Here is a 26350-nt window from a genome sequence, read left to right as displayed (position 1 = left end):
CCGACTTAAATACAGAAAATCTATTTTGTAATACCCCTATAGATCTAAGAGATGGAGGCGGTCAAAAAACCGATCAATTTGTGGCCAAAAAACGATCATTTTACTTGACCGCTTACAATTACAGCAGTATGCTTTAGGAAAGGATTAATTTACTGGAATTTATAACTCCCATAGATAGTTCTACTGGGCGCTAACAAACCCCTGCTTCAAAAAGGAGCAGGGGTTTGTCAGGATAGTTTATCCTAAACGGAATTATGGAATGACAGGACATTTTAAATAAAAAGAAGTCCCACCCTGATCAGTCTTATAGTCTAGAACAGCTCCATGCCTCTTCGCGATACTAAAGCATACTGACAAGCCAAGTCCCGTTCCCTGTTCCTTAGTCGTCAGAAATGGTGTACCCATTGATTTTTGCACTTTCACCGGTATACCACAACCCTGGTCCTGAACTTCTAAAACTACCTGATTATTAATCAAATACGTTTTAACCGTGACTGCTCCACCCTTGGACATTGCCTCCAACCCATTTTTAACCAGATTTAATATGCATTGCCTAATCTCTTTTTCATCCCCTAAAACATCGGGTACATCTTGCAATTTCAATCTGATCTCAAGTCCTTGTCGGAGTGCATCAACTTCAATCAACGGAATGATTTTATTTATAATCTCATTAAAATTGATTTCCTTTTTTGTAAGTTTTTTAGTTTTAGCCAGCGACAAAAACTCAAAATGAAAAAGCTATAGTACATCTGACTGTTACGAACCTCTTTGAAAATATATGGAGTAAGATTTCGGATATTTTCACTCAATATTAAAGCAAATGCCTCGAACCTTGGCTCGAGGCATTTGCTTGAGAGTGTTTTTACTATTCGGGTGGAGAGCCTGAGCATAGTCTGAGTGATTTTGGGTTCTTTAGGAAGCAAAAGCAGAGACAATGGTAAGAGTAGTCCGTCAGTGTGAGGAGCGGAGACAAAAAAGAGCAGGGAAATAACTTCCTATATAGCCTCCAGAATTTATGTTGCCTGTGGTATTTACATTACTGACGTATATCCTGTTGGTGCCGTTATTGTATATATATTTTCAAGTTTGCGATTCATTCTCAAAAACCTGTTGCCTTGATAGATAGCATTTTTCGGCATCCCATGTCAAAAGCCTTACACAACAAACCGTTAGAACATAATCTGTAAGAGCGGTACATTTAGATATAACCTATAGTTAAAAACGTAACAAATTAATTCACATGGAATATATTGGTATTAAACAATTTTCTTATAAATTTTCTCTTTGTGCGATTGGCAATAGTGGAATATCCTTGTTCTCTTTTTCTTTAGCATCTGTAACATCATAACCAATAATAAAAACTTAGAGAAAGGAAGACAGAATCCTATGCCGTTAATTAATATATCTCCCATAGATAGTGTATATATTTCACAATTTTATCATAATACAAACTTTGGGGCTATCAATCAATTATTTACGGGAGAATATCTTAGAACTACTACGAACCGTTGCAAGCCTGATTCTTATAGAACATTACTGAAATTTCCCATTGATTTGCCTTGTTCAAGTATAATATGTAGTGCTATTCTTTACCTTTTTGTTAATAGAAAAGATAAATCTAATAATGAGCTTTCACCTCAAACAGTAACAATTTACGGAAATGAAAATGATTTTAGCCAAGCGATTGTAACATGGGACACGGCACCGAATACTGTCATTACCCCCTATTCCTTTAATATAACTGATAGCAATGTAGGAACTTATATATCTGTTGATATAACAAGTTTAGTTCAGGGCTGGAGTAATATGTGTCATGAAAATTTTGGCATTACACTTATAGGTAAGGAAGGTAAGGCAAACACAATCATTGGGTACGAAAGTACAAATAATGTCAATCCGCCATATTTGCTCGTGAACTATAGCTCATGTGCGGGAGTCACCGGGGCAACAGGTGCAACCGGAGCAACTGGGACTGCTGGGGCTTCTGGGGCTACCGGTGCTGTTGGAGCTACTGGCTCTAATGGAGCTACCGGCGCTACCGGTGCTACCGGTGCTACCGGTGCTACTGGAGCCGCTGGTGCTACCGGCGCTACCGGCGATACTGGCGCTACCGGCGCGGGATTAGCTGAATTCGCCTATATTTACAATTTAGGTCTTCAAGTTGTACCTCTAGAAGCGGATGTATTATTTAGTGATAACGGAGTAATTGTAGGTAGCATTGCCCATGCACCGGGAACAGCTCCAATTATACTTGGTACTGCGGGCACCTATTCTATCTGGTTTAACGTGGCAGGTGTTGAACCAAACCAGTTCACTCTCTTCCAAAATGGCGTTCCCGTTGCTGGTTCCACCTACGGTTCAGGTGCAGGCACTCAACCGAATCCAGGTATGGTAATCATTACTGCTGATGCTGGTGATGTGTTAACCTTGAGAAACCATACTAGTGCTGCAGCGGCTACCCTACAGACTTTAGCAGGTGGAACTGTAAGTAACGCAGATGCCTCAATCTTGATCCAAAAAATAAGTTAGTTTTCTGACGGTCTTTGTTACTTTGGCGCAAACTGTAGTCAGTCTTTATACCAACGTCTTAACGATAGCTAAAACTAGTCCAGTATATTTAGAAGGAGTCCTCGAACTTGAGGGCTCCGATATTTTGTATACAATCCCTAGTGTAATCAAATATTGATTCTTTTTACCCATAAAAATAGTTATTTTGAAATTTAAGCAATTACAATGAACATTCTGCTCATTGCTTCCAAAGCAAAGGACAATGCGTTATCCTTCTTCAAAAGCGAATCACATAAAAATTGCCCAATAACAATCTACATGAAATGTTGTTCTATCGCTTCTATCGTTTTATAATGCAAATTTCACAGTTCTTTTGAGGAATTCATATAATGATCCTTTGGAATATCGAGAAATGCCGATCTGACAGATAAAGATTACCTGGAGTCCATAACAGCATTCCTAAGGACTCTGCTTAGTTCCTCCAGGCAAAAAGGCTTAGGTAAAGCCGCTCTAAATCCATATTTTTTAAAATCAGTCATAATGGCGTCGTTACAGTAGCCGCTGGAGGTTATGGCCTTGACATGGGGATCGATTTTAATAATCTCCTCTAGGGCCTGTCTGCCACCTGCTCCACCGGGGACCGTTAGATCGAAAATAACAGCATCATAGGGCTCGCCCCTCTCACTGGCTTCCCTGTAAAGAAGGATGGCTTCCTCTCCATCTACGGCAAAGGCAGGTTCACAACCCAACTGGGACAGCATTCCTCCGATAACTTCTCGTATGGAAGCTTGATCATCCATAACCAAAATTTTGCCATGCCCGGAAAGAAACGGTTCTATAGCCTTCTTCACTGTCAGAGCCATTCCCAGTCTAGCTGGAAGGTAGACAGATACAGCTGTCCCTTGACCAGGTTCGGACTCAACCCTAATGTGACCATTGTGCCGCTTTACTATGGAGTAAGAAGTAGCTAATCCTAACCCGTTACCTTGAGCCTTTGTCGTAAAGTAAGGATCAAAAATCCTGTTCAACTGATCTTTATGGATCCCAACGCCTTGATCTTCCACGGTTATCTTCAGATAGGGGCCTATGTTTAAAGGCAGTCCCTCTTCCTCTGTCAAGTATTTGTTCTCACACCTCAAAGACACCGTCCCGCCATTGGGCATAGCCTGCTGGGCATTGATGACCAGATTATTCACCACCTGTCTGATATGTCCGCCATCCACCTCAACCATCCATAAATCATCGGACAATTCAAGTTCATAACGCACATTGGAACCCCTCATAGCAAAAATGACGGTATCATTAAGTAATGGCACGATGGACATCACCTCTTTAAAGGGCTTCCCCCCCTTGGCAAAGGTCAATAACTGCAAGGTTAAATCCGTGGACTGCTGGCAGGCTTTTTCTGCTTCTTCCAATAGTTCCAGGTTTTTTTCCTGCTTCAAATTCTTCATTTTATATAATGAGATGTTACCTAATATTACCGTCAGTAGATTGTTAAAGTCGTGGGCTATCCCCCCAGCCAAAATTCCCAAAGATTCTATCCGTTGATAATTTAATTTATCTTCCTCATTCTTCTTCCGTTCGGTAATATCTTTGACCGCAAGAAAGCAGAGAGTGTTTTTTTCATCGTTTTCTTGCTCCTTTTCTGCTATACCTTCAACTAAAGCACAAAAAACTGTCCCGTCATTCTTCCGGAGGTTCAGCTCGCATTCCTGCTTTGTCTTAATTTGCATTTGCCACAGTGACTTGCAGTAAAGAGAAAAAATGTGCTGGTGTTCAGCTACCACAAAGCTAGTAAACGCCTTACCCAATAACTGATCCTTCTCCACTTCGAATAAAGCAGCCCCAGTCCGGTTTACTTCCAGGATCAGGCCATTGATCCCACAGGTAAAAAAACCTACTGGGGCAAAATCATATAATCTTCTATATTTGTCCCTGGATAATTCGTTCTCCAGACCAACACGCTGCAATTCATCATTTTGCATTGATAATTCGATTTGATGAACCTCCAGTTCCATATTCCCTGTTAGACCATCTGCAGAAATATTCCCTATAGCTCTGTTCTTTTGGTTTCTCAGTGCTTCAGCTTCTGCTTCTTGGCGTAATTTTACACCATCCATGCAATCACCAACCCCCTTATCAAACATAACTAAATTAATTCTCCGTCTTAAAGATGACTAGGATTAAATCTGCGGATGGCTTTTTGCTGTTGATTCGGTAGGCATCGAGGTAAATCTTTTTATTGCCATCGCCTGGGAATTCATAATCCAAAAGGAAGCTTTGAGAAGATATCCCTTCGGTAATAATAGTGGTGATTTTTTCCTCTAACTCGCGAGTATTCCATCGGCCTTTGCTAAGTTGTGAAAGCAACGTGCCTTCAGTCTCTAAAGGCGTTACCTGGAAAACGCGGTAAAAATCAAAGTTTGCTGTTATAACCTTAAAATCACCGTCCAGCACCAGAAGGGGAAAGCCAATGGCCTCAATGATACTAAAGGCATAATCACGTCTGTCCCTAAGCTCAGTGTTTAATAAATTTAGTGCTTTAAGTTTACTGATATTAACAAAAGAAACTACGACACCGGCCACCATGTTTTCGGAAGTTCGATAGGGTGTTAACCGCATCAGGTACCATACCCCCTCTATGGTTTCTACCTCTTTCTCAATATGTCCATATGTCTCCAGAATCCTCTGGGCTTCGCGGACAATATCCGTCTTTCGGAGCTTTGTTACAAGGTGAGCCAGAGGACGACCAACATCTGAGGGAATGATGTTAATAAGCCTAGGGACTAAAGGAGTATACCGCATAATATTCAAATTGCTATCCAGAAATATAAAGGCAATTTCTGTGCTGTTTAAAAGATTCGTCATATCGTCATTGGAGTGGGCCAGTTCATTCAGTTTAGTTTGCAGTTCATTGTTAACGGTTACGACTTCCTCGTAGAGGGACTGCATTTCTTCTCGGGAAGTCTCCATCTCTTCATTTGAACTCTGTAATTCCTCATTAGCGGAGTGTAGTTCTTCGTTGGCCGCGGCTGTCTCCATGTAGGATAATTCAATCTCTTCGATGGTTCTGAATAGTTGAACTTTTGTACTCTTCAGCTCATTCTCCAGTTCGTCGATCCGCGTTACAGCGTTGGACGAGCTGTCACCGATGTTACTTAGCGGAGTATCAACGGGTATTACATTAACTTCCTCAAAGATCACCAGGATCAAACCCTGTAATGCTCCGGGTTCCTCAATCGGCCTAACACCAAAATTAAGCGTGACTTGTTCATCATTGATGATCACCCTCACGCCTTCAATCGTAATTTCTTCTTTTGTTTTAGCTGCTTGACGAAGTACTGCCCTTAAACTATACCGCATTTCCTCCTTAACCATGGTTGCGATGTTTAAGCTAACTTCTCCTGTAGCTAGTTCAAAATATTTTCTACTACGTCCATTGATATAAATGATATCTCCCTTTTCATTAACTATAAAACAGGGTGGGGTATAGTTTTCCAACAACATTTTCTCTATGGAATTAATCATAACTGATTTGTCTGATCCAACGATGCTTGTTAAATCCGCCCTTGCTTTGGCTGCTGTGATTATTGATGAATTGGGAAGAAAATTTGCCCAGACTTTGGAAATGACATCCCGGCGTTTATATAACTTCCATTTGCTATTTAACACAGTATAAAGGTTCGTGTTGCTTCCAAAGGATTCGGAAGGGCCTAAAAAGAGTATTCCATTGGGTAGTAAGCTGAAATGAAAAAGATTGGAAATCTTTTTTTGCAAGGAATTTTCAAAGTATATTAAAAGGTTTCGGCAGCTGATCATATCCACCTTAATAAAAGGCGGGTCTTTAATAAGATCATGAGAAGCAAAAATTATGGTTTCCCGGATTTCCTTCGAAATCCGGTATCGATTTTCTTCCTGCTTAAAAAAGCGTTTTAAGCGCTCAGGGTGTATATCCTCCGCGATACTTAAGGGATATAAGCCAGTTCTTGCCGTTAAAACGGCGTCTTCGTCAATATCTGTAGCAAATAACTGTAGAGTCATATTCTTCCGGGCTTTGTTCATGCATTCCTGAATTATGATTGCCAGGGAGTAAACTTCTTCCCCGCTAGAACACCCGGGGATCCATATTCGCAAGTTATATCCCTCCGGTTTATCCGCCAGTAACTCAGGAATCACTTGATTCTCCAGTACCTGAAAGGCTTCAGAGTCACGGAAAAAACGGGTTACGTTAATAAGTATCGCTTTAAAAAGAGTTTCCACTTCTGCCGCGTTTCGCTGCAAATAGCGAACATACTCCTCAATATCTTGAATATGGCAGACGCGCATTCTGCTTTCTATACGCCGGTAAATAGTTCCTTTTTTGTAAAGGGAAAAATCGTGGCTGTTGTGCATTTGGATAATGAAAAGCACTCTCTTTAGTATTTCTGAGTTCTTACTCAATTTTTCGTTCATACTCCGGGAAGCTCTTCGTTGCAACCACTTGCTATGCACAAGGAGCTGATCACACATTTTCTCAATAGGAAGAATATAATCTGCCAATTCCAAGACGGAGGCCTTGCCAGCGGAATCAGCGGAATCAGCACAACCCGCTAAGCCCTCGTCCTGAACCATGACCATACCAAACTGTGCTTTAATTTCTTTTAAGCCCAGCGCTCCATCATGACTTATGCCCGAGAGAATAATACATATGGCATTTTCACCCTGGTCATAGGCCAGGGTGCTGAAAAAATAATCTAAAGGTTTTCGAGGATTAGAAAGGGGTTCCCGTAAATAAAAATCACCCCGTACAACTCCAGTATCTTTATCTTTCGGGCATATGAACACATGGTTGGGCATCATCTTTATATCGTCTTTCACAACTAAAACAGGCATAGATATGTATTCCTGCAGGATCTGAACCGTCATTTCGTGACTGCCGACAATAACAAAGGCCATCCCACAGTCGTCAGGGATATTTTTGAAAAAAGCTTTAAAACCCTTTCCCCCAACATCCGAGACTCCGATGCCCACAACTGGAAAACTATCGTTCAAGCTCATGTGATTTTGCACAAATTAACCTCTGTTCGTTCCGTATTTTAATATCTATATATATTAGACATTATTTGTATTTTACCTCTATTTTTCTTTAATTATATTAAACACTCAAATGCCAAATTAGTTGTCGCTCCCGGTTCCCCAGACCTGTCTGTGCATGGCATAAAAATACCCTGCCCAACGGATACTAAAAGAATCTTATAATGAGGTGATGTTTTGTTTTCTTTCTTTAAAAAACTATCAGGTGTAGAAGTTATTGATATTCTGGGAGCCTTCAATTTATGGAACGCCTTAAGAGCACGTTATGGAAGTATAGAAACCCTTCAGATGTATAGGAACTTTATCCATGACCGTGATTTTGATCTTATGCTTAGTCGCTTCTTAAGTACCTTTATAAAGGAATCAAAGATATTGGAAGAGAAAGCAACCCATTATTCTGTAACCTTGCCCAAGAGACCCGCAGTGGATATCCGGATTGACAAAAAGCTTGATGAGCTTACAGATAGATATATTTACAGGAGAATCTATGAAGACCTAGTTACTCAAATGGTTGTCCTTGGTCGGTGCTATAGAACCACTACAAGTAATGATCAACTCCGTGAACTTTTCAAACATGCCCTGTTAGGCCACGCCTATCAATTTCAAATACTCTATAAATTTGGTAAGTTAAAGAGCTGGGAGGACAATCCTCCGGCTTATAAGCCCTCCAAGCCAATTAAAACTGAGGATTTATCAATCAGTGAAGCTTTTCATCTCTGGGACCATTTAAACCTAAGATATGACCAGCTGGAATTGGTCATGCTCTCCATTAGTTTTGCCCATGACACAAGCTTTATTGCTGTCTTAGATATGGGCTTAATAATTATCAAAAAGCAGATCGAGAAACTTGAGGAACTGTGTCTAAACTATAGTGTCCAAGTACCTGAAAGGCCACCAGCTGAAATGGTGCAGCGCATAGATCCGGAAGCAATGGAAGATCAATTTATGTATAGAATTCTTCTCACTGGCCTTCAGAATTCTATTGACCTTCACATGAGGGCAGTAATGGAGACGGTAAGAAATGACAGCCTGCGCAAAACATTCATCGATTTATTAAAAGACGAAATGAGTTCCTATGATAAATTCCTAAAATACGGTAAAGCGAAAGGCTGGACAAAGACACCACCCACATATGGAGCATTAGTATAGGAAACGATTGCTGAAGCTACTTGGGCAGGGAAAAGAAAAGGTCATTGGCAAAAAGCAAGATAAAATTAAGAAAACTTGGTCGGTGACAGATTCACAGACCAAGTTTCACTTAAACTGCGGATTTTATCTAGGCGACTTGTGTGATAACTAGATGAGCCGAAACTGGCCTTGTTCCTCCGGCGATAGTGGTAATGGTTAGCGCTGTTGCATTGCCGGCAGGGTTTCGGACAGTGAGCACTGAATCGGCGGCTGTTGTAGTCACATAAGCCATTCCCACTATTTGAGAAGTACCTGTTGCCCGCCCGACTACCGTATATGCCAAGCCGACTCCATTGAGAGTTAAAACCAACTGGCCCGCCTCGCTCACACTTACCTGAAACAAAACCTGATAAGTGCCGATTGCAGACAAGTTAAATTCAGTATCACTAGTTCTGGTAATAGTTGTTCCGCTGGTAGGTCCGTCTTGGGGAAAGCTTACGTCAGTACCGGGAGCAACTGTTGCTGCATTATCAGGAGGCATCAGGGCAAAAAAGTCGGCAAAGTTTAATACTGTCGTTAACGGTAAAGTGTTCTCTTCAAGTTCTGCCGGTAAGACTCGATGGGCTGCCACTAAATTGCCTGCTGCATCCTTACCCCAAGCCGATATTGCTATTTCCGGCGAGCTGGTGGTAAATTGAAATTCAAAAGCATCAAAATCGGCAAAATATATTCTTTCCACCGCTTCGCCGGGCAACATATTAATTTGCTCTAATACATAGAGCACTTTTATTGCCCCCAAAACGAAGCTGCCTTCAGTCATCACTGATTCTGTTGTGGTCCCATCATTTGTAATCCTCACCACAAAGGTTACGGTCGGCCTGACGCCTAGCACAGCTGTATTTTCAATCAAACCGGTTGTTAATTCAGCCATTAATTTTATCCCTCCACATCGTTTAGTATCAATTGCTTATTAAAATCAAGCATTTTCGTATATTGCTCTTAATACAATATATGAAATCTTTTGGTACAAGTTAACTAAATCGAGCACTTTGAACCCTCACAATATGCAGGTTCCTTAATGTCCAGCACTGATAACGCTAATGCAGTTGGTTGGGAACCTTCCTGAAGAGATTGTTTGAAGTGATCAACGGCGTACATAATTTGATTGCGTGTATACATTTGAATTCTCCTAATACACTTATACCTTTAGGTAGGAATCAATTACCTTCCATGAGATAGCTCCTTCATTTGTATCGTATCTTAATAACATGGGCCACTTAGTTTCCAGAACTAAATAGAAGAAAACGGATTCACCTATAATGCGCGAACCCGTTTTCTTCCGTTGTATAGACTTTTATTCCATTTTCACTTTTTACCCTCTGTATGCTACGAAGCATTTCAAGATGATTGTAACTTATTTGTCATTTATCGCTTGTATATTTGTTAATCAATTGTCCAAGCTGCTCTTCAATGTCTTTAGTGACGACGGCTTCTCCTCCGAATAGGGTTGCTCCGGTCATTTTCAGGGTCTTCAAATAATAGATTTGTTCTTCTGATAAGCTGCCGTCTACTAAAATAATAGGGGCATTGACATTAGCAGCATAGACACTCCCAGCAAGAGCATCCGGGAAGTTGCTGCCCGTTGCTACACAAATTGTTTGTCCCTCTGAATTGAAGTATTGGGCTACTGCCAGAGAGGTTTCATATCGGTCTGTTCCGCCGATTCTTACGATACTCTCTTGAGCCAGAGACGTTATTTGGGCAACTTCCCTTTCTGCTACTGAGCTTATGACTCCTTCAAGGCCGATGATATATACTTTTGAGGGCTGTAGTTCTACTATCTTTGCCTTGACTTCCTCACTGATTCCATCTTTTTGAATTAACAGGATTGGACTTTGCATTATTCCTGCCCTGCTGCTTATGGACAAAGCGTCAGGATAGCTTTCTCCATTAACTAACACAAGGGGTGCTCCAGTCTTTACTACCAGTTGATCGGCAATTTTTATTGCAGTTTCATATCTGTCTTCTCCAGCGATTCTGGTTATGTTTTTAAAACCAAGGATGGTTACTTTTGCTTCCATTGCGCTGCTGACGACTGCTGTGCCTCCAAGAATATAGACTGTCCCTGCCGAATCCAGGTTTTTCTTAAGATAGTCCAATACTTTTTCCTGGTCTGTTTCTGTGCTGCCAACCAGCAGGATCGGAGCCTTCAGTTTATAGGCTAGTACACTTCCGGTTAAAGCATCGGGATAGTTTTCCGCTGTTGCTAAGACAACGTTGGAGACCTTTCCTTCGTAACTTGCTTTGGCAATTTCCAGGGCCGTATCGACTCTATTAACTCCCGCGAGTCTTTTTACGCCTGTTTTTTCAACGAAAATTGCACTTATTGTGTGCTTTTCGCTGTCTGTAAAGGTATATGTCGCAATTGCGCCAACGCTCTTGCCATCCACCAGTACATCGAAAATTATATAGCCTTCGTCGGGGGTAATGGTAGCGGTCTTTTGATCCCTGCTGATGGTAACCTTTCCACCTGTATTGCTGTCGGTTGTAATGGTCGGTGCAGTGCTTGTGCCGCCACCATTACCCCCGCCACCTTTGCTTGGTGTTGAAGTCGCTGTGTAACCAATGGCATAGGTGGAGAATTTTTTGGTGTGGAGCTTTATTGACTTACCGTCAGCGCTTAACTCAATATACTCACCATCGGTGTTTGTTTGAGTGATGGTTTGAACCTCTGTACCATGATAACGATAAACCACATAATTGCTCTTGCCTTGCAGCTCAGCAGGAAGGGGTATGTCAATAATTAAGGCATCATCTAACTCCCTTATTGGAATCGGCTGTTCTGCTGTACCACCGAGAATCGGTGTTACAATTTTGCTTAAGCTTAAATTCAGGAAAATCCCGATTTCTTTTCCGCTTGCTGCAGCTATAATGCTCTGCGCATTTTCAGCGGCATTGTCGCCACTTTCAACCCTTTGCTCAATGATTAGCCTAATCTCAACCGTTCCGCCGGCATCGATAACATTGCTATCATCTTGAGTAAATTGATTGCTAGTAAAGAAGTCATTGAGTTTATCAACAATTATATCTGGAGTACCGGACTTAACCTCTACGACACTATTTTTATTACCCTTTGGCAATGTAACCGATCCGGTTGTAGTATTACCCGAAACTGTGATGGTTAAGGTTATAATTTGGTCGGTGCCTTTGCTGATTACCAAGTTATAGATGCCTCTTGGAATTCCGCTGATGGTGAAAACGCCGTTAGCGTCGGTGGTTGCTTGGACAACTTCTCGACTACCTGCCATAAGCTTCACTGTGGCACTGTTTACATTGGCGTCATCTTCATCCTTGACATTACCGGTGACTTCGTAGGTGATTTGCTCCCACTTGGCGTGAAGGGTTATATTTTCCGCACCCATTGTATTTGAAAGATACGAGGTTGCAAAGCCACTGTCCCTATACCAGCCGGCAAAGTTAAAGTCTGGTTTTGTAGGGGTTGGGAGAATTAACGCTGTGCCGTAAGTTCCGCTTATGGCAGCAACAGTACTTCCACCGCTTGAATTAAAGGTTATGGCGTAGGTTTGCGTTGGTATTAATACACCTACTGCTGTGATTGATAACTCCCCTGTCACATTGTAAACCGTTAAAGTTCCTGTTGTTGCTGATGTCTTTGTATAGATGTAATCAACACCGGGCACAAGGGTCACTCCGCCCATTGTAATGGTTAGGCTGCTGGGCAAGGTGTAACCACTGGCTGCGCTTAGGGTTGTGGTGTAGTTTTGGTATTGTTTTGCGATTGTGTTGTTTAGGGTAATGTTACTTAATGAACTGCCACTTGCTGAAACATCGTAGGTAGGTGCTGGTGCCGCAAGCACAATCACCGTTTTAATACTGCTGGTGTTGGTTGAGGTTTTTGTTTCGCCGCCGACGATCGCTGTATTAGTAACCTCTACATAGTAATAGGTTGTGCCAACAAGATCGGTGGGTGGTGTGTAGCTTGAACTTGTTGCACCGCTTATGGGCGTACCACCAGTTGTTGAATTTGTTGCATTTTGGTACCACTGGTAGGTAAGAGTGCCACTATCGGTTACTGCTGCTGTTACTGAAAGCGGTGTTAGAGCAGCATTTTTAGTAACTGCTTCAATACCTCTCACATTGCTTGCACTAAATACTGGGGTTTGCGCGGTCGTTATGGTTGGCGGGTTTACGGTTATATTCCCGCTGCCACCCGTTACATCACCATCGTCAACTATTACATCGTCACTGCCGATACCCAGGGTTTCGCTTCCTTTGGTTACGGTAATTGTATAGGTCCCATCAGGTACACCGGGAATGCTGTAATTACCGTCGGCATCCGTTGTGCCTGTGTAAGTTTTGCTACTGTCGTTTGTATCCGTCAAGGTTATGGTTGCACCGGATACGGGATTGCCGTCAGTGTCCGTGATTGTGCCGCTTACGGTGTGGGTCGAGATGGTCGGTGGGGTCACGGTTATATCTGCGCTTTCATCCGTTACATCGTCGCCTTCAACTGCAATACTGCCGTTACCCAGGGTTTCGCTTCCTTTGGTTACGGTAATTGTATAGGTCCCATCAGGTACACCGGGAATGCTGTAATTACCGTCGGCATCCGTTGTGCCTGTGTAAGTTTTGCTACCGTCGTTTGTATCCGTCAAGCTTATGGTTGCACCGGATACGGGGTTGCCGTCAGTGTCCGTGATTGTGCCGCTTACGGTGTGGGTATTTGGTGCGTTGGCTGTCCACTGTGCTGTAAAGGTTACATCGTTTGCTGGCATCGTATACGTTGTACCCGCATCATAAGTCGTCGTGCCATCATTCCAGCCTACAAAGGTATAGCCGGTTTTTACAAATGGGTTGGCTGGCAATACCACTGCTCCTGTTGCTGCTTGGGTCGGTGCTTCACCTGTTGCGCCTGTGCCACCTATGAAGGTTACGGTATACGTGGTTGCTGTGTTTTCTATCCACTGCGCTGTAAAAGTTACATTCTCTGCTGGCATTGTATATGTTGTACCCGCATCATAAGTCGTCGTGCCATCATTCCAGCCCGCAAAGGTATAACCGGCTTTTGTGAATGGGTTAGCTGGCAATGCGAATTGAGCATCTTCCGCTGTTGCTGCTTGGGTCGGTGCTGTGCCTGTTGCGCCTGTGCCACCTATGAAGGTTATGGCATACGTGGTTGCTGTGTTTTCTATCCACTGCGCTGTAAAGGTTACATTCTCTGCTGGCATGGTATACGTTGTACCCGCATTGTACGTCGTCGAACCATCACTCCAACCGGCAAAGGTATAGCCGGTTTTTGCAAATGGGTTGGCAGGCAATACGAATGTACCATTCTCCGCTGTTGCTGCTTGGGTCGGTGCCACACCTGTTGTGCCTGTACCACCTATGAAGGCTACGGTGTAAGTATCAGGTGCGTCCACTGTCCACTGCGCTGTAAAGGTTACATTCTCTGCTGGCATGGTATAGGTTGCACCCGCACCGTAATTATTCGTACCATCATTCCAGCCGGCAAAGGTATAGCCGGTCTTTGTGAATGGGTTAGTTGGCAATACCACTATACTGGCTGCTGTTACTGTTTGGGTCGGTGCCACACCTGTTGCGCCTGTGCCACCTATGAAGGTTACTGTGTAAGTATCAGGTGCGTTGGCTGTCCACTGTGCTGTAAAGGTTACAGCATTGGCTGGCATCGTATATGTTATGCCCGCATCATACGTCGTCGTGCCATCATTCCAACCTGCAAAGGTATAACCGGTTTTTGCAAATGTATTGGCTGGCAATGCGAATGTGCCATTTGCTGCTGTTACTGCTTGGGTCGGTGCCACACCTGTTGCGCCTGCACCACCTATGAAGGTTACGCTGTAGGTATCAGGTGCGTCCACTGTCCACTGTGCTGTAAAAGTTACAGCATTGGCTGGCATCGTATATGTTGTGCCCGCATCATAAGTCGTCGAACCATCATTCCAGCCGGCAAAGGTATAGCCGGTTTTTGTGAATGTATTGGCAGGCAATACGAATGTACCATTCTCCGCTGTTGCCGCTTGGGTCGGTGCCACACCTGTTGCGCCTGCACCACCTTTGAAGGTTACGGTGTAGGTATCAGGTGCGTCCACTGTCCACTGCGCTGTAAAGGTTACATTCTCTGCTGGCATGGTATAGGTTGTACCCGCATTGTACGTCGTCGAACCATCATTCCAGCCTGCAAAGGTATAGTCGGTTTTTGCAAATGGGTTGGCAGGCAATACGAATGTACTATTCTCCGCTGTTGCTGCTTGGGTCGGCGCTTCACCTGTTGCGTCTGCACCACCTTTGAAGGTTACGGTGTAGGTATCAGGTGCGTCGACTGTCCACTGTGCTGTAAAAGTTACAGCATTGGCTGGCATCGTATATGTTGTGCCCGCATCATAAGTCGTCGAACCATCACTCCAACCGGCAAAGGTATAACCGGTTTTTGTGAATGTATTGGTTGGCAATTGAAATGTACCATTCTCCGCTGTTGCCGCTTGGGTCGGTGCCACACCTGTTGCGCCTGCACCACCTATGAAGGTTACGGTGTAGGTATCAGCTGCGTCGACTGTCCACTGTGCTGTAAAAGTTACAGCATTGGCTGGCATCGTATATGTTGTGCCCGCATCATAAGTCGTCCTGCCATCATTCCAGCCTGCAAAGGTATAGCCGGTTTTTGCAAATGTATTGGCTGGCAATGCGAATGTGCCATTTGCTCCTGTTGCAGCTTGGGTCGGTGCTTCACCTGTTGCTTCTGTACCACCTGTAAAGGTTACTGTATAAGTGGTTGCTGTGTTTTCTATCCACTGGGCTGTAAACCTTACGGCATTTGCTGGCATGGTATAGGTTGCACCCGCACTGTAAGTCGTCGTGCCATCATTCCATCCTGTAAAGGTGTAGCCCGTTCTCGTAAATGGGTTTGCTGGCAATGCGAACGTATCACCTGCTGCTGTTGCTGCGTGGATAGGTACTACGCCTGTTGCGCCTGTCCCACCTCTTAACGTTACATTGTAGGTATTGGGTGCGTTTTCTGTCCACTGTGCTGTAAAGATTACACCTTTTGCTGGCATGGTATAGGTTGAACCTGCATTGTAAGTCGCCGAGCCATCACTCCAAGCTGCAAAGGTGTAGCCAGTTCTTGCAAATGTATTGGCGGGCAATGCGAACGTACCATTTTCTGCTGTTGCTACTTGGATAGGTATTGTGCCTGTTGCTTCTGTTCCACCGGTAAAGGTTACGGTATAGGTATTGGATGCGTTGGCTATCCACTGGGCATAAAGTGTCATCGTTGATCCCGGTTGAAGTTCTGTCCAGGCACCTTGCGGAAGGTTACCGCCAGTGCCGGCTGCATTGGTATTCCAACTAATAAAAGTATATCCAGGGTTGGTAAATTCGTTTGCAGAAATGACTGTTCGCGTCCCTGCCTCTGTTGTTTGGGTGGCAACACTTCCACTGGTTGCACCATTTCCATCATATATTATCTTGTATGGGGGATTATCTATCCACTGTGCATAGAGAACGATAATTGTACCTTCGGGTTGTGCCGATACATTATCATATTTCCCATAAGCAGTACCACTGCCATCTGCTTTCGTATTCCAACCTGTTAATGTTTTTCCTTTTAAGAAAAATTCGTTTGTAGGAATGTGTATGCTATCACCGGTAGTATTCGTTTGAGTTGCAGCACTACCGCTTGTTGCACCATTGCCGTCAAATATTACGGTATATGTTTGCGGCGGGGCTGTTGCCCACTGGGCATAAAGGATTGCCGTGGCATTTGCTGTCGTCAATGATATTAAGTCACCTATACCATAAGGAGTGCCGCTACCGTCTGCATTGGTGTTCCAGCCGGTAAAAATATACCCACTCTTCGCAAACCCGTTTCCATGAAGTGGTGTTGGCGTTCCTACTTTTATTAATTGGCTGAGAACACTACCGTTTGTTGCACCATTTCCATCATAGGTAAGTGTGTAGGTTTGCGCCTGTGCTTGTGGTGTCCATCGGGCAAGGATCATCATGTGATCTGTAACCAGAGTAGTACAAGTAAATAGTGTATCTGTCCCATCTATATACCAACCATCAAAGATATATCCCTCTCTGACTGTTGTTGGTAGTCTTGGCGCTGTGCCATCTTCATCTACCCATACGGAAGAAACTGAAGTGCCACCTTGAGGATTGAAGACTACAGACCATTTCTGTAGTTGTCTCCACTGGGCTGTAAAGCTTACATCGTTTGCTGGCATGGTATACAGGTCGCCTGCACTGTAAGTCGTGGTTCCATCATTCCAACCGGTAAAGGTGTGCATTGTTTTATTATATGGATTTAAAGGTAATGTGAACTTTACATTTGCTGTTTTGAATTCTGAAGCGGGCGCTATGCCTGTTGCTCCTGTTCCACCTGCAAAAGATACGATATAGGTATCGGCTGCTCTAACGACTGCTGAAGTTGGATTACTAGTCAAATCACCCGTATAGAACCCGGTTCCAGTTGCAGTTACAGTGATTATTTTTCCTATATCAGCTCTTTGCACAATGTAGCTCGCAACATTTGTGCCTATAGATGTGCTACCTACTGTCCATTGATAAGTCGCCGTTGCGCCACTGGGCGTCACGATTGCGGTAAGGGTTTGCCCTTCCTGGGCTGTACCGTCGATTGAAACATCGGTTAGGGGTATTAACGACGGCATAATCGTCCAGCCATACCAAAGATTGTCGGATGTGTCGCCGTCATTTACCGCCTGATAGGCTTTTTGCGCCGCAGTTAAATGAACTCCTATCAAGTCAGCACCATTTTCATCAACAAATACAAGGTTTTTGAGTGTTGGTGGCCAAGTAAAAACATCTGGATCTCCCAGGGGCGGTGTTGCCGGTAATTTTAAAGTCACCATAGCTTTGTTATGACGAAACGCATAATTACCAATAGAGGTCATCACCGGGAAATTTGCATTTGTTAAATTCTCGCATTCATAAAAGGCGCTTTCGCCCATACTGGTCGCTACCGGGAAATTTGCTGTTGTGAGATCAGCTTGATTAAACGCCTCGGCACCAATCGTTTCCACCCTCGGGAAATTCGCATTGATGAGGCCGCTGCCATTAAACGCATCGACACCTATACTGGTCGCCACAGGGAAATTTGCTGTTTTGAGATTATTAGAAACCGAAAACGCCTCGTCCCCAATGCTGATAACTTTGGGGAAATTCACCGTTGTGAGTGCGTAGGGTTGTCTAAACCCATTATTCCCAATGCTGGTCGCTACAGGAAAATTTACACTTGAGAGCTGGTAGCAGTGAGCAAACGCAGAGTCCCCGATACTGGCCACTGCCGGGAAATCTGCTGTGGTGATACCAGACAGATAAAAAGCATAGGCACCAATGCTGGTCGCTGCTGGGATATTCACGGTCGTAAGATATACGTTACGATAAAACGCATAAGACCCAATCGTTGTTACATTTGGGAAGTATACATTCTTGAGCTTAGCTGTATAAGATGCCAATTGATGATCTCCATTAAACATGTCTCTTCCAATCGTAGTCACCTTAGCAATCTCGACCGTTTCTAATGCTCTAGATGTCATATAAGAAAAAGTACCATCAGGTATCTCTGCAACTGTACTTACCGTATCCACCACTTTAAGGGTAACGACTGAATAGATCGTTTTAATATAATCCCAATCGGCAGTGGTAACCGTACCTTCGATGATTTCGATGGAGGTGATGGTATTTAATGCTATACCAGACTTAATAACAACATCCGCAAGGCTATTGCCGCCAATTGGAGAGTTATCGTTGATTTTGGCTGTGATAACCGGAGTGGTAACTGCACTGGTTGGATTGCTGGTTATCGCACCGGCATAGTTGCCGGTTCCGCTTGCCGTTACGGTGATGGTTTTACCAATATCCTCTGCTTGCACTGTGTAGGTCGCAGCGTTTGTGCCGACAGCTGTGCCGTTTGCTTGCCATTGATAATCCACCGTTGCATTACTGGGAGCGACGGTTGCCGTTAGGATTAGACCTTCCTTGGCTGTACCGCTGATTAAAACTGCGGTTAGTGGGACTCCGGTTACTTCACTGGTTGCTGCACTGGTTACTGTACCAGAATAGCTACCTATTCCGGTTACCGTTACGGTGATGGTTTTTCCGATATCCGCTGCTTGCACATGGTAAGTTGCAGCGTTTTCGCCGACAGCTGTGCCACCTGCTTGCCATTGATAATCGACCGTTGCATTACTGGGAGCGACGGTTGCGGTTAAGGTTTGTCCTGCTTCGGCTGTGCCGCTGATGGTTACTGATGTAAGCGCGTTTTCTGTCCACTGCGCTGTAATGGTTACCTCATTTGCGGGCATAGTAAAGATTGTGGTTGTAAGGGTAGCGTCTGCAAATGTCCCGCCATTTGAAGTTGTCCAGCCGCTAAAGGTGTAGCCCGCTTTCGTTCCAGCGTTGATAGCAACCTCTGAACCGGCGATGTAATTTCCTCCTGTAATGCCGCTATTACCACCGTCCAGGTTTACGGTTAAGGTGTAGGTACTTGGTGCTGTAAAGTTGAAGGTGGTAGGTGCTCCAGCAGTATGGGTTGCTGTTTCTGCCACTCTAACCTGTAAATCCACTGTTCCTGTCAGATCAGGGAGGTTCGGTGATTCTTCATTATATGCTGTCCAGTTTATCCCATCCGTTGAGAATTCCATGGTTGCAGTCATACCTGTCATTGTGTTTGCGGCATCATCGCTTGTAACACGGGCTAAATCTGGTCCGTCTGCTTTGGCTACAGCTATTGTATACGTTATTGTCTTACCACCGACTGTCACTGTCAGTGTCTGATTGGCTGCCACCGCTGAGCTATCAAAACCGCTTACGTTTGCGTATGTTATAGTTTCTTCTTTTGTACTGTTGTCACTATATGTTCCAGTTACTACCATACCAGAGATATCAAGCTCATCGCCAACATAGTATGCTGTCTTCGTCGCTGGGATGGTAATCTCTATACTGACTAGTACTGTAAAGTTGAACGTGGTAGGTGCTCCGGCAGTATGGGTTGCTGTTTCTGCCACTCTAACCTGCAAAGCCACTGTACCTGTCAGATCAGGGAGGTTCGGTGAATCTGCATTGTATGCTGTCCAGGTTATCCCATCCGTTGAGAATTCCATGGCTGCAGTCATACCTGTCATTGTGTTTGCGGCATCATCGCTTGTAACACCGGTTAAGGCTGGTCCGTCTGCCTGGGTTATATACCATCCATACCAGAGACTGTCGGTTATATCGCCGTCACTAACTGCCTTATAGTTATTCTGTGCAGCCGTTAAAGCCGCACCTGTTAAATCAATACCATTGGTATCAACAAAACTAAGGGTTCTGGATAGTGGACCACCCTCAAACGCATTAACATCGGCGACTGTTGGTGACAGAGCGGGAAGTTTTAAGATGACCAATTCTGAGCAATCATAAAATGCACCTGTTCCAATGCTGGTCAACATCGGGAAATTTGCTGTGGTAAGACTGATGCATCCATAAAACGCACCACCCTCAATACTGGTCGCCACCGGGAAATTTGCTGTGGTGAGACTGGTGCATCTAGCAAACGCACTATTCTCAATTTTGGTCGCCGCGGGAAAATTTGCAGTCTCGAGTGTTATTATTGGGAAAAAAGCAGACGCGCCAATACTGGTGGTCGCTGGGAAATCTGCAGTTTCAAGACTGCAATTAGAAAACGCATTCGAACCTATCGTTTCCGCCTTAGGAAAATTTGCAGTTTTAAGACCCGTGCAACCAAAAAATGTTTGGTTCCCAATGCTCGTCACATCCGGGAAATTTACAGTGGTGAGTGCTGTGTACGAATCATACGGTGTGCTACTAAACACGCCGGCGGTAATTGAGGTCAGCTTGGCAATATCGACCATCTGAATTGAACTACGAAAAACTCTATCCCCTGGTATCCACCCAGTCGGCAGGTCGGCAACTGAGGTAACCGTATCTGCCACCCTAAAGCTTGTGAGCCCATCTAATGATGCAAATTGAATCGTCATATAATGCCAGTCGTTGCTTGTAACACTGCCCTTGATAATTTCGATTGAGGTGATTGCGGGTAATTCTATACCCGATTTAGTAAATACGTCCGCTAGGCTATCGCCACCTATAGGACTGCCGTTGTTGATTTTTGCTGTGATAAGAATTGCGGTTACGGCACTGGTTGGTGTACTGGTTATCGTGCCCGTATAGCTGCCGGTTGCAGTAACCGTTACGGTAATGGTTTTGCCGATATCCTCTGCTTGCACAGTGTAGGTTGCTGAGTTTGTACCTACATCTACCCCGCCTGCTTGCCATTGATAATCGACCGTTGCACCACCGGGAACCACTGTTGCCGTTAGGATTTGTCCTTCCTTAGCTGAGCCAGAGATTGCAACTGCGGTTAGTGGTGTCTTATAGGTCGGCACGGTTACCGTTACTGTTGCTCCTACATTAAAGCCTGTTTTAGCTGCATATCTCACTTCGTAGGTTCCTGCTGCTAAGCCGGTGATCTCTGATTCTGTTGCCGGTTTGTAAGTAGCATCCGTTGACAATTTGTATTCCATGGCAGTTGTGGCACCTGTGATTTTTCCATCATTGCCGTTAAATGTTGTCGGTGCAGCTGCGCCCAAACCGGTTGGTGCTAACTGCTCTGCATTTGGACCAACCGGCACTGTTACAGTTGCTGTCGCTCCTGCATTAAAGCCTGTTTTAGCTGCATATCTAACTTCGTAGATTCCTGCCGCTAAGTCGGTGATCTCTGATTCTGTTGCCGGTTTGTAAGTAGCATCCGTTGACAATTTGTATTCCATGGCGGTTGTGGTACCAGTGATTTTCCCATCTGTACGGTCATATACTGATGGTGCAGCACCAACTAAACCAGTTGGGGCTATCTGCTCTTCATTTGGTGTATTTATCTGAACCTTATAAGTAGTGGTCTTGCCATTAACGGTTATTGTTAGCACCTGGTCTACTTCTGCGACATCACTATTGAAACCGCTAACATTAGCAACGGTTATGGTCTCAGGGATGGCGGTATCGTCACTGTATGTTCCTGTTACTACCATGCCAGTGATATCTAAAGTCTCTCCAATTTCGTACACTGTTTTTGTTGCTGGTGTGGTAATAGCTATGCTGGTTAAAGTTGGTACTGTAAAGATGAAGGTGGTAGGTGCTCCGGCATTATGGGTTGCTGTTTCTGCCACTCTAACCTGCAATGCCACTGTACCTGTCAGATCAGGAAGGTTCGGTGTTGTTGCATTGTATGCTGTCCAGGTTGTCCCATCCGTTGAGAATTCCATGACGGCAGTCATACCTATCATTGTGTTTAGCCTATCATCGTTTGTAACATCGGTTAAGGCTGGTCCGTATGCTTTGCCTATATTCCAGCCATACCAAAAGTTATCGGATGTATTTCCGTCACTAACTGCCTTATAGTTACTCTGTGCAGTCGTTAAAGCCTCACCTGTCAAGTTATCCCCCTGTGCATCAACAAAAACAAGGTTTCTGGGTAGTGGACATTTGTAAAAAACATCATAATTAGTAACTGATGCTGGCAGTGTGGATAGCTTCAATGTTGTAAATTTTTCGCAGTTATAAAAAGCCTCATCTCCAATACTCGTCACCCTCGGAAAATTTGCAGTGATAAGACTTGTGCACCAGTCAAACGCACCCTTCCCAATGCTGGTCGCCATCGGAAAATCTGCAATTGTGAGACTTGTGCAAGTACGAAACGCATGCTCGCCAATGCTGGTCACCGCGGGAAAATCCGCACTGGTAAGACTTGGGCAATTAGCAAACGCAGAGCCGCCAATAGAGGTCGCCATCGGGAACTCTGCAGTTGTGAGATTTGTGCAAGCAACAAAACCAAAGTACCCAATGCTGGTCGCCACCGGGAAATTTGCAGTTGTGAGACTCGCGCATCTATAGAACGCATACTCGCCAATGTTGGTCACCGCGGGAAAATCTGCAATTTTTATTGCGCAATTCTGAAACGCATAGTCTCCAATATTGATCGCCAACGGGAAATTTACAGTTTCGAGACTTGTGCAACTCTCAAACGCCCTCTTCCCAATGCTGATCGCCATCGGAAAATCTGCAATTGTGAGACTTGTGCCGCCCAGAAGCGCATTGTCACCAATGCTGGTCGCCAACGGAAAATCTGCAGTTATGAGACCTGTGCACCACTTGAACGCATTATCCTTGATCGTTGTCACCTTCGGAAAGTACACTGTCTTGAGATCCCCGCAATAAGCAAACGCATATTGTCCAATCGTTGTCACCTTGGAAATCTCCACTGTTTGTAATGATCTAGGCAAAAATCCCCCATTGTTCTCATCCCCATCTGGGATATCTGCAACCAAGCTTACAGTATCCGCCACTTTAAGGTCTGTGAGGACATATAAGAAGCTGCTATATTGCCAATCTGCTGTGGTAACCGTACCCCCTGTGATTTCGATGGAGGTGATGGTGTTTACTGCTTTACTAGACTTATTAATCACATCAGCAAGGCTAGCGCCGCCAATTGCGCTACCATTATTGATTTTTGCCGTGATCACCACATCGGCAACCGCATCAGTTGGAGTACTGGTTACCGTACCGGAATAACTATCTGTTCCGGTCGCACTTACGGTAATGGTTTTACCCATATCAGCTGTCTGTACTGTGTAGGTATTAGCGTTAGTGCCTACAGTTGTACCGTTTGCTTGCCATTGATAATCAACCGTTGCCCCGCTGGGAGCCACTGTTGCGGTTAGGGTTTGTCCTTCCTGAGCTGTGCCGGAGATTGAAACTGAGGTAAGCGGTGTCGTATAAGCCGGTACTATTACCGTTGCTGTCGCTCCCGCATTGAAGCCAGCCTTTGCTGCATATCTTACATCGTAAGTTCCTGCTGCTAAGCCGGTAATTACTATGTTTGTCACCGGTATGTAATTAGAAGCAGTTGACAATTTGTATTCCATTGCAGCTGTGGTATCTGTAATTTTTCCATCATTGCCGCCATATGTTGTCGGTGCAACCCCGTTCAAACCGGTCGGTGCTAACTGCTCTGCATTTGGACCAGCTGGTACTGTTACCGTTACTGCTGCTCCTGGATTAAAGCCAGTTTTAGCTGCATATCTCACTTCATAGGTACCCGCTGTTAAGCCGGTGGTTGCTGTCGCTGTTGCTGCTATGTAAGAAGCAGCACCTTGTAACTGATATTCCATTAACGTTGTTGTACCGTTTATTCTACCATCATTTAGTCCATAGGCTGTTGGGGCTACTCCTTCCAAGTCTGTCGGGGCATCTTGTTCTTTATTTCCGCTTGTCAATACCACCTCGACATCTGCCCCAGCATTAAATCCTGCTTTAGCTGCATATCTTACATTGTAAGTTCCTGCTGCTAAGCCGGTAACTTCTGTTGCTAATCCTGTTACCGCTGTATATGCACCGGTGTTTCCTAGCCTGTATTCCATTCTGTTGTTTACACCGGTGATTTTCCCATCACTTAGTCCATAGGATGTTGGGGCTACACCGTTTAATGTTTCTGTGGGTACACCTTGGTTGGCGTTTGACCCGGTTGCTACTATTACGACTGCATCTGCTCCAACATTAAATCCTGCTTTTGCGGCATATCTCACATTGTAGGTACCTGTTGCCAAGCCCGTGATCTCTGGGCCTGTCACGGTTGTATAGTCTGTTGCTGTTGACAGCTTGTATTCCATGGCAGTTGTTGTACCTGTGATTTTCCCATCACTTAGTCCATAGGATGTCGGTGCTACGCCGGTTAATGCTTCTGTCGGTACACCTTGGTTGGCATTTGCCCCCACTGCTACTATTACGACTGCATCTGTACCTGCATTAAATCCGGTCTTCGCTGCATATCTCACATTGTAAGTTCCTGCTGCCAAACCCGTGGTTGCTGTTTCTGTTGCTGCTGTGTAAGAACCTGCGCCTTGTAACTGATATTCCATTGCGGCTGTAGTACCAGTGATTTTTCCATCACTTAGTCCATATAATGTCGGCGCTTCGCCCATCAAGCCTATTGGGGCTGATTGTGATCTAGGACCATCTGCTACTACTACATTTACTATCTCTCCGACATTAAATTCTGGTGTAGCTGCATATCTAACATTATAGGTTCCCGCTGTTAAGCCGGTGATTTCTGCGCCTGTTGCCGTTGTGTAATTAGAAGCCGTTGACAATTTGTATTGCATTGCAGTTGTGGCACCTGTGATTCTTCCATCCGACCCGCCATATACTGATGGTGCAACCCCTTTCAAACCAGTCGGTACTAACAACTGTGCTCTTAGTTTAGGATAAGAACCCTCTGACTTGTACCAGACAGGAGTGGGAGTGGAAGTGAAATCGAAACCGGAATATGTTGTTGTATAGCTAGTTTGCTGTAGCATAGTTGTCTGAGTAAGTGAACCTGTAGTAACATTAACCTGAGGACTATCTATTTTCTTACCAACACCGAATCCAGAACTAGAACTAGTATCTAAAAAATAGCAGTTACTGCCCTGGGAAGGATAACTCGCTTGACCCACTATACCGCCTATAGCTGTTGTGCCAGTAACCCAGCCCGTATTGTAACATATGCTGATCTTTCCACTCAAATTGCCTATTATGCCCCCAACATATTGATCGCCCCTAACCGATCCCATATTATAGCAGTTTTCGATGCTAGAACTAGAACCAGACGCTGAACCCGCTATACCACCAACATTATATTGTCCAGTAACCCCGCCCGTGTTGTAGCATTTGCTGATAGTGGCTGCCCGAGCTGATATACCTCCAACGACAGTTGTTTGGTAAGTACTACCAATATGCTCCCTCTTACCATAAATCGTGCCCGTATTGTAGCAGTTGGTAATAGTGCCGTTGCCATCTATAGCGCTAGCTATGCCGCTAACTACAGCCTGATTACCCGCAGTGCCGTCACTACCAGTAATCGAGCATGTATTGTAGCAGTTGTTGATTGTACCTTTATTACCTCCTGCTATGCCGCCAACACAAAATGTATTAGTTCCTGCTGTTATGTTTAGATTGCCATTAACGACACCAAGGTTCTTGATTGTGCCACTATTATAACCAAACAGTCCATAATATGAGGATGTGTATTGGTTTGAGCCCGCGGTTGTGGCAGTTATTTTCATCCCACTAACATAATGCCCATTGCCATTGAACTGGCCGGAAAACCCATTAGTGTGAATAGTATAAATACCAATCGGCGTCCAATTTGGTATGCCGGATATGTCAATATCATTTTCCATCTGGTAGTATGCTGCGGTATAAGCTGTATCCCCATTATTCACAAGCGTCGCCAACTGTTGTAGGTCGTTAGCGCTACTGATCAGATATGGGCTGGCCGGCGTTCCGGAGCCAATAAAAGGTGACCCGGCTGCTACTGCTGGGGTTGGTGTCAAAGCAATAATTAAGAATAAAATCACAAGACTAAAATTAATGATAGCCTTGCGCGAATTGAACTTCGCAACATGCGTTACTCCTTCCTCCAACACTAAACTCAAATACCCTTTCTCTCTCATAACTTTCAATCACCCTTCTTTGATGTTTCTTTTTTCTTTTGATAATCTCAATCCTCAATTTCGACTTCTTTAAATCTTCACTCTTGCAG

At 44.4% G+C, this 26350-nt stretch carries 8 protein-coding genes; 2 read left to right on the top strand and 6 right to left on the bottom strand.

All coding sequences use genetic code 11. The features are described from left to right. Nucleotides 1–252 precede the first annotated feature (252 nt). On the bottom strand, nucleotides 253–720 hold the full coding sequence (locus tag HGJ98_RS11330; protein WP_291351438.1) for a HAMP domain-containing sensor histidine kinase: 468 nt from the start codon (nucleotides 718–720) through the stop codon (nucleotides 253–255). Nucleotides 721–1386: 666 nt separating this feature from the next. Between HGJ98_RS11330 and HGJ98_RS11325 the strand changes: the two genes are divergently transcribed. Then, nucleotides 1387–2529: a DNRLRE domain-containing protein gene (locus HGJ98_RS11325; RefSeq protein ID WP_291351435.1), complete on the top strand. Its 1143-nt coding sequence runs from the start codon at nucleotides 1387–1389 to the stop codon at nucleotides 2527–2529. Nucleotides 2530–2942: 413 nt separating this feature from the next. Here the strand turns inward: HGJ98_RS11325 and HGJ98_RS11320 are convergent, their stop codons facing one another. Beyond that, nucleotides 2943–4631 (bottom strand): PAS domain-containing hybrid sensor histidine kinase/response regulator, encoded by a 1689-nt coding sequence (locus HGJ98_RS11320; protein WP_291351433.1) that lies wholly within the window; start codon nucleotides 4629–4631, stop codon nucleotides 2943–2945. Nucleotides 4632–4665: 34 nt separating this feature from the next. Further along, nucleotides 4666–7548, bottom strand: coding sequence for a CheR family methyltransferase (locus tag HGJ98_RS11315; RefSeq protein ID WP_291351431.1), 2883 nt, complete (start codon nucleotides 7546–7548; stop codon nucleotides 4666–4668). Between the two features lie 213 nt (nucleotides 7549–7761). Between HGJ98_RS11315 and HGJ98_RS11310 the strand changes: the two genes are divergently transcribed. Further along, the gene (locus tag HGJ98_RS11310; protein WP_291351429.1) at nucleotides 7762–8733 is read left to right on the top strand and encodes a DUF3231 family protein; all 972 of its coding nucleotides are present in this window, start codon (nucleotides 7762–7764) and stop codon (nucleotides 8731–8733) included. 127 nt (nucleotides 8734–8860) lie between these two features. Here HGJ98_RS11310 and HGJ98_RS11305 read toward each other — a convergent pair whose 3' ends face one another. The 3 genes from HGJ98_RS11305 to HGJ98_RS11295 form a co-directional block, all read right to left on the bottom strand. After that, a complete protein-coding gene (locus tag HGJ98_RS11305; RefSeq protein WP_291351427.1) occupies nucleotides 8861–9643 on the bottom strand; it encodes a hypothetical protein in 783 nt (260 codons plus the stop codon). Between the two features lie 104 nt (nucleotides 9644–9747). Then, entirely contained in the window at nucleotides 9748–9891 is a 144-nt protein-coding gene (locus HGJ98_RS11300; protein ID WP_291351425.1) for a hypothetical protein, read from the bottom strand. 242 nt (nucleotides 9892–10133) lie between these two features. After that, nucleotides 10134–26261: an InlB B-repeat-containing protein gene (locus tag HGJ98_RS11295; RefSeq protein WP_291351423.1), complete on the bottom strand. Its 16128-nt coding sequence runs from the start codon at nucleotides 26259–26261 to the stop codon at nucleotides 10134–10136. Nucleotides 26262–26350 lie beyond the last annotated feature (89 nt).

The organism is Desulfosporosinus sp. (assembly GCF_014237355.1).
In the GTDB taxonomy this organism is placed as follows: Bacteria; Bacillota; Desulfitobacteriia; order Desulfitobacteriales; family Desulfitobacteriaceae; genus Desulfosporosinus.
This window is presented reverse-complemented; position numbering and strand designations above follow the sequence as displayed.

Coding starts and splice junctions, on each gene's coding strand:
- HGJ98_RS11325 (WP_291351435.1), top strand. CDS start 1,387: ATGCCGTTAATTAATATATCTCCCATAGATAGTGTATATATTTCACAA.
- HGJ98_RS11320 (WP_291351433.1), bottom strand. CDS start 4,631: ATGGATGGTGTAAAATTACGCCAAGAAGCAGAAGCTGAAGCACTGAGA.
- HGJ98_RS11315 (WP_291351431.1), bottom strand. CDS start 7,548: ATGAGCTTGAACGATAGTTTTCCAGTTGTGGGCATCGGAGTCTCGGAT.
- HGJ98_RS11305 (WP_291351427.1), bottom strand. CDS start 9,643: ATGGCTGAATTAACAACCGGTTTGATTGAAAATACAGCTGTGCTAGGC.
- HGJ98_RS11300 (WP_291351425.1), bottom strand. CDS start 9,891: ATGTATACACGCAATCAAATTATGTACGCCGTTGATCACTTCAAACAA.
- HGJ98_RS11295 (WP_291351423.1), bottom strand. CDS start 26,261: ATGAGAGAGAAAGGGTATTTGAGTTTAGTGTTGGAGGAAGGAGTAACG.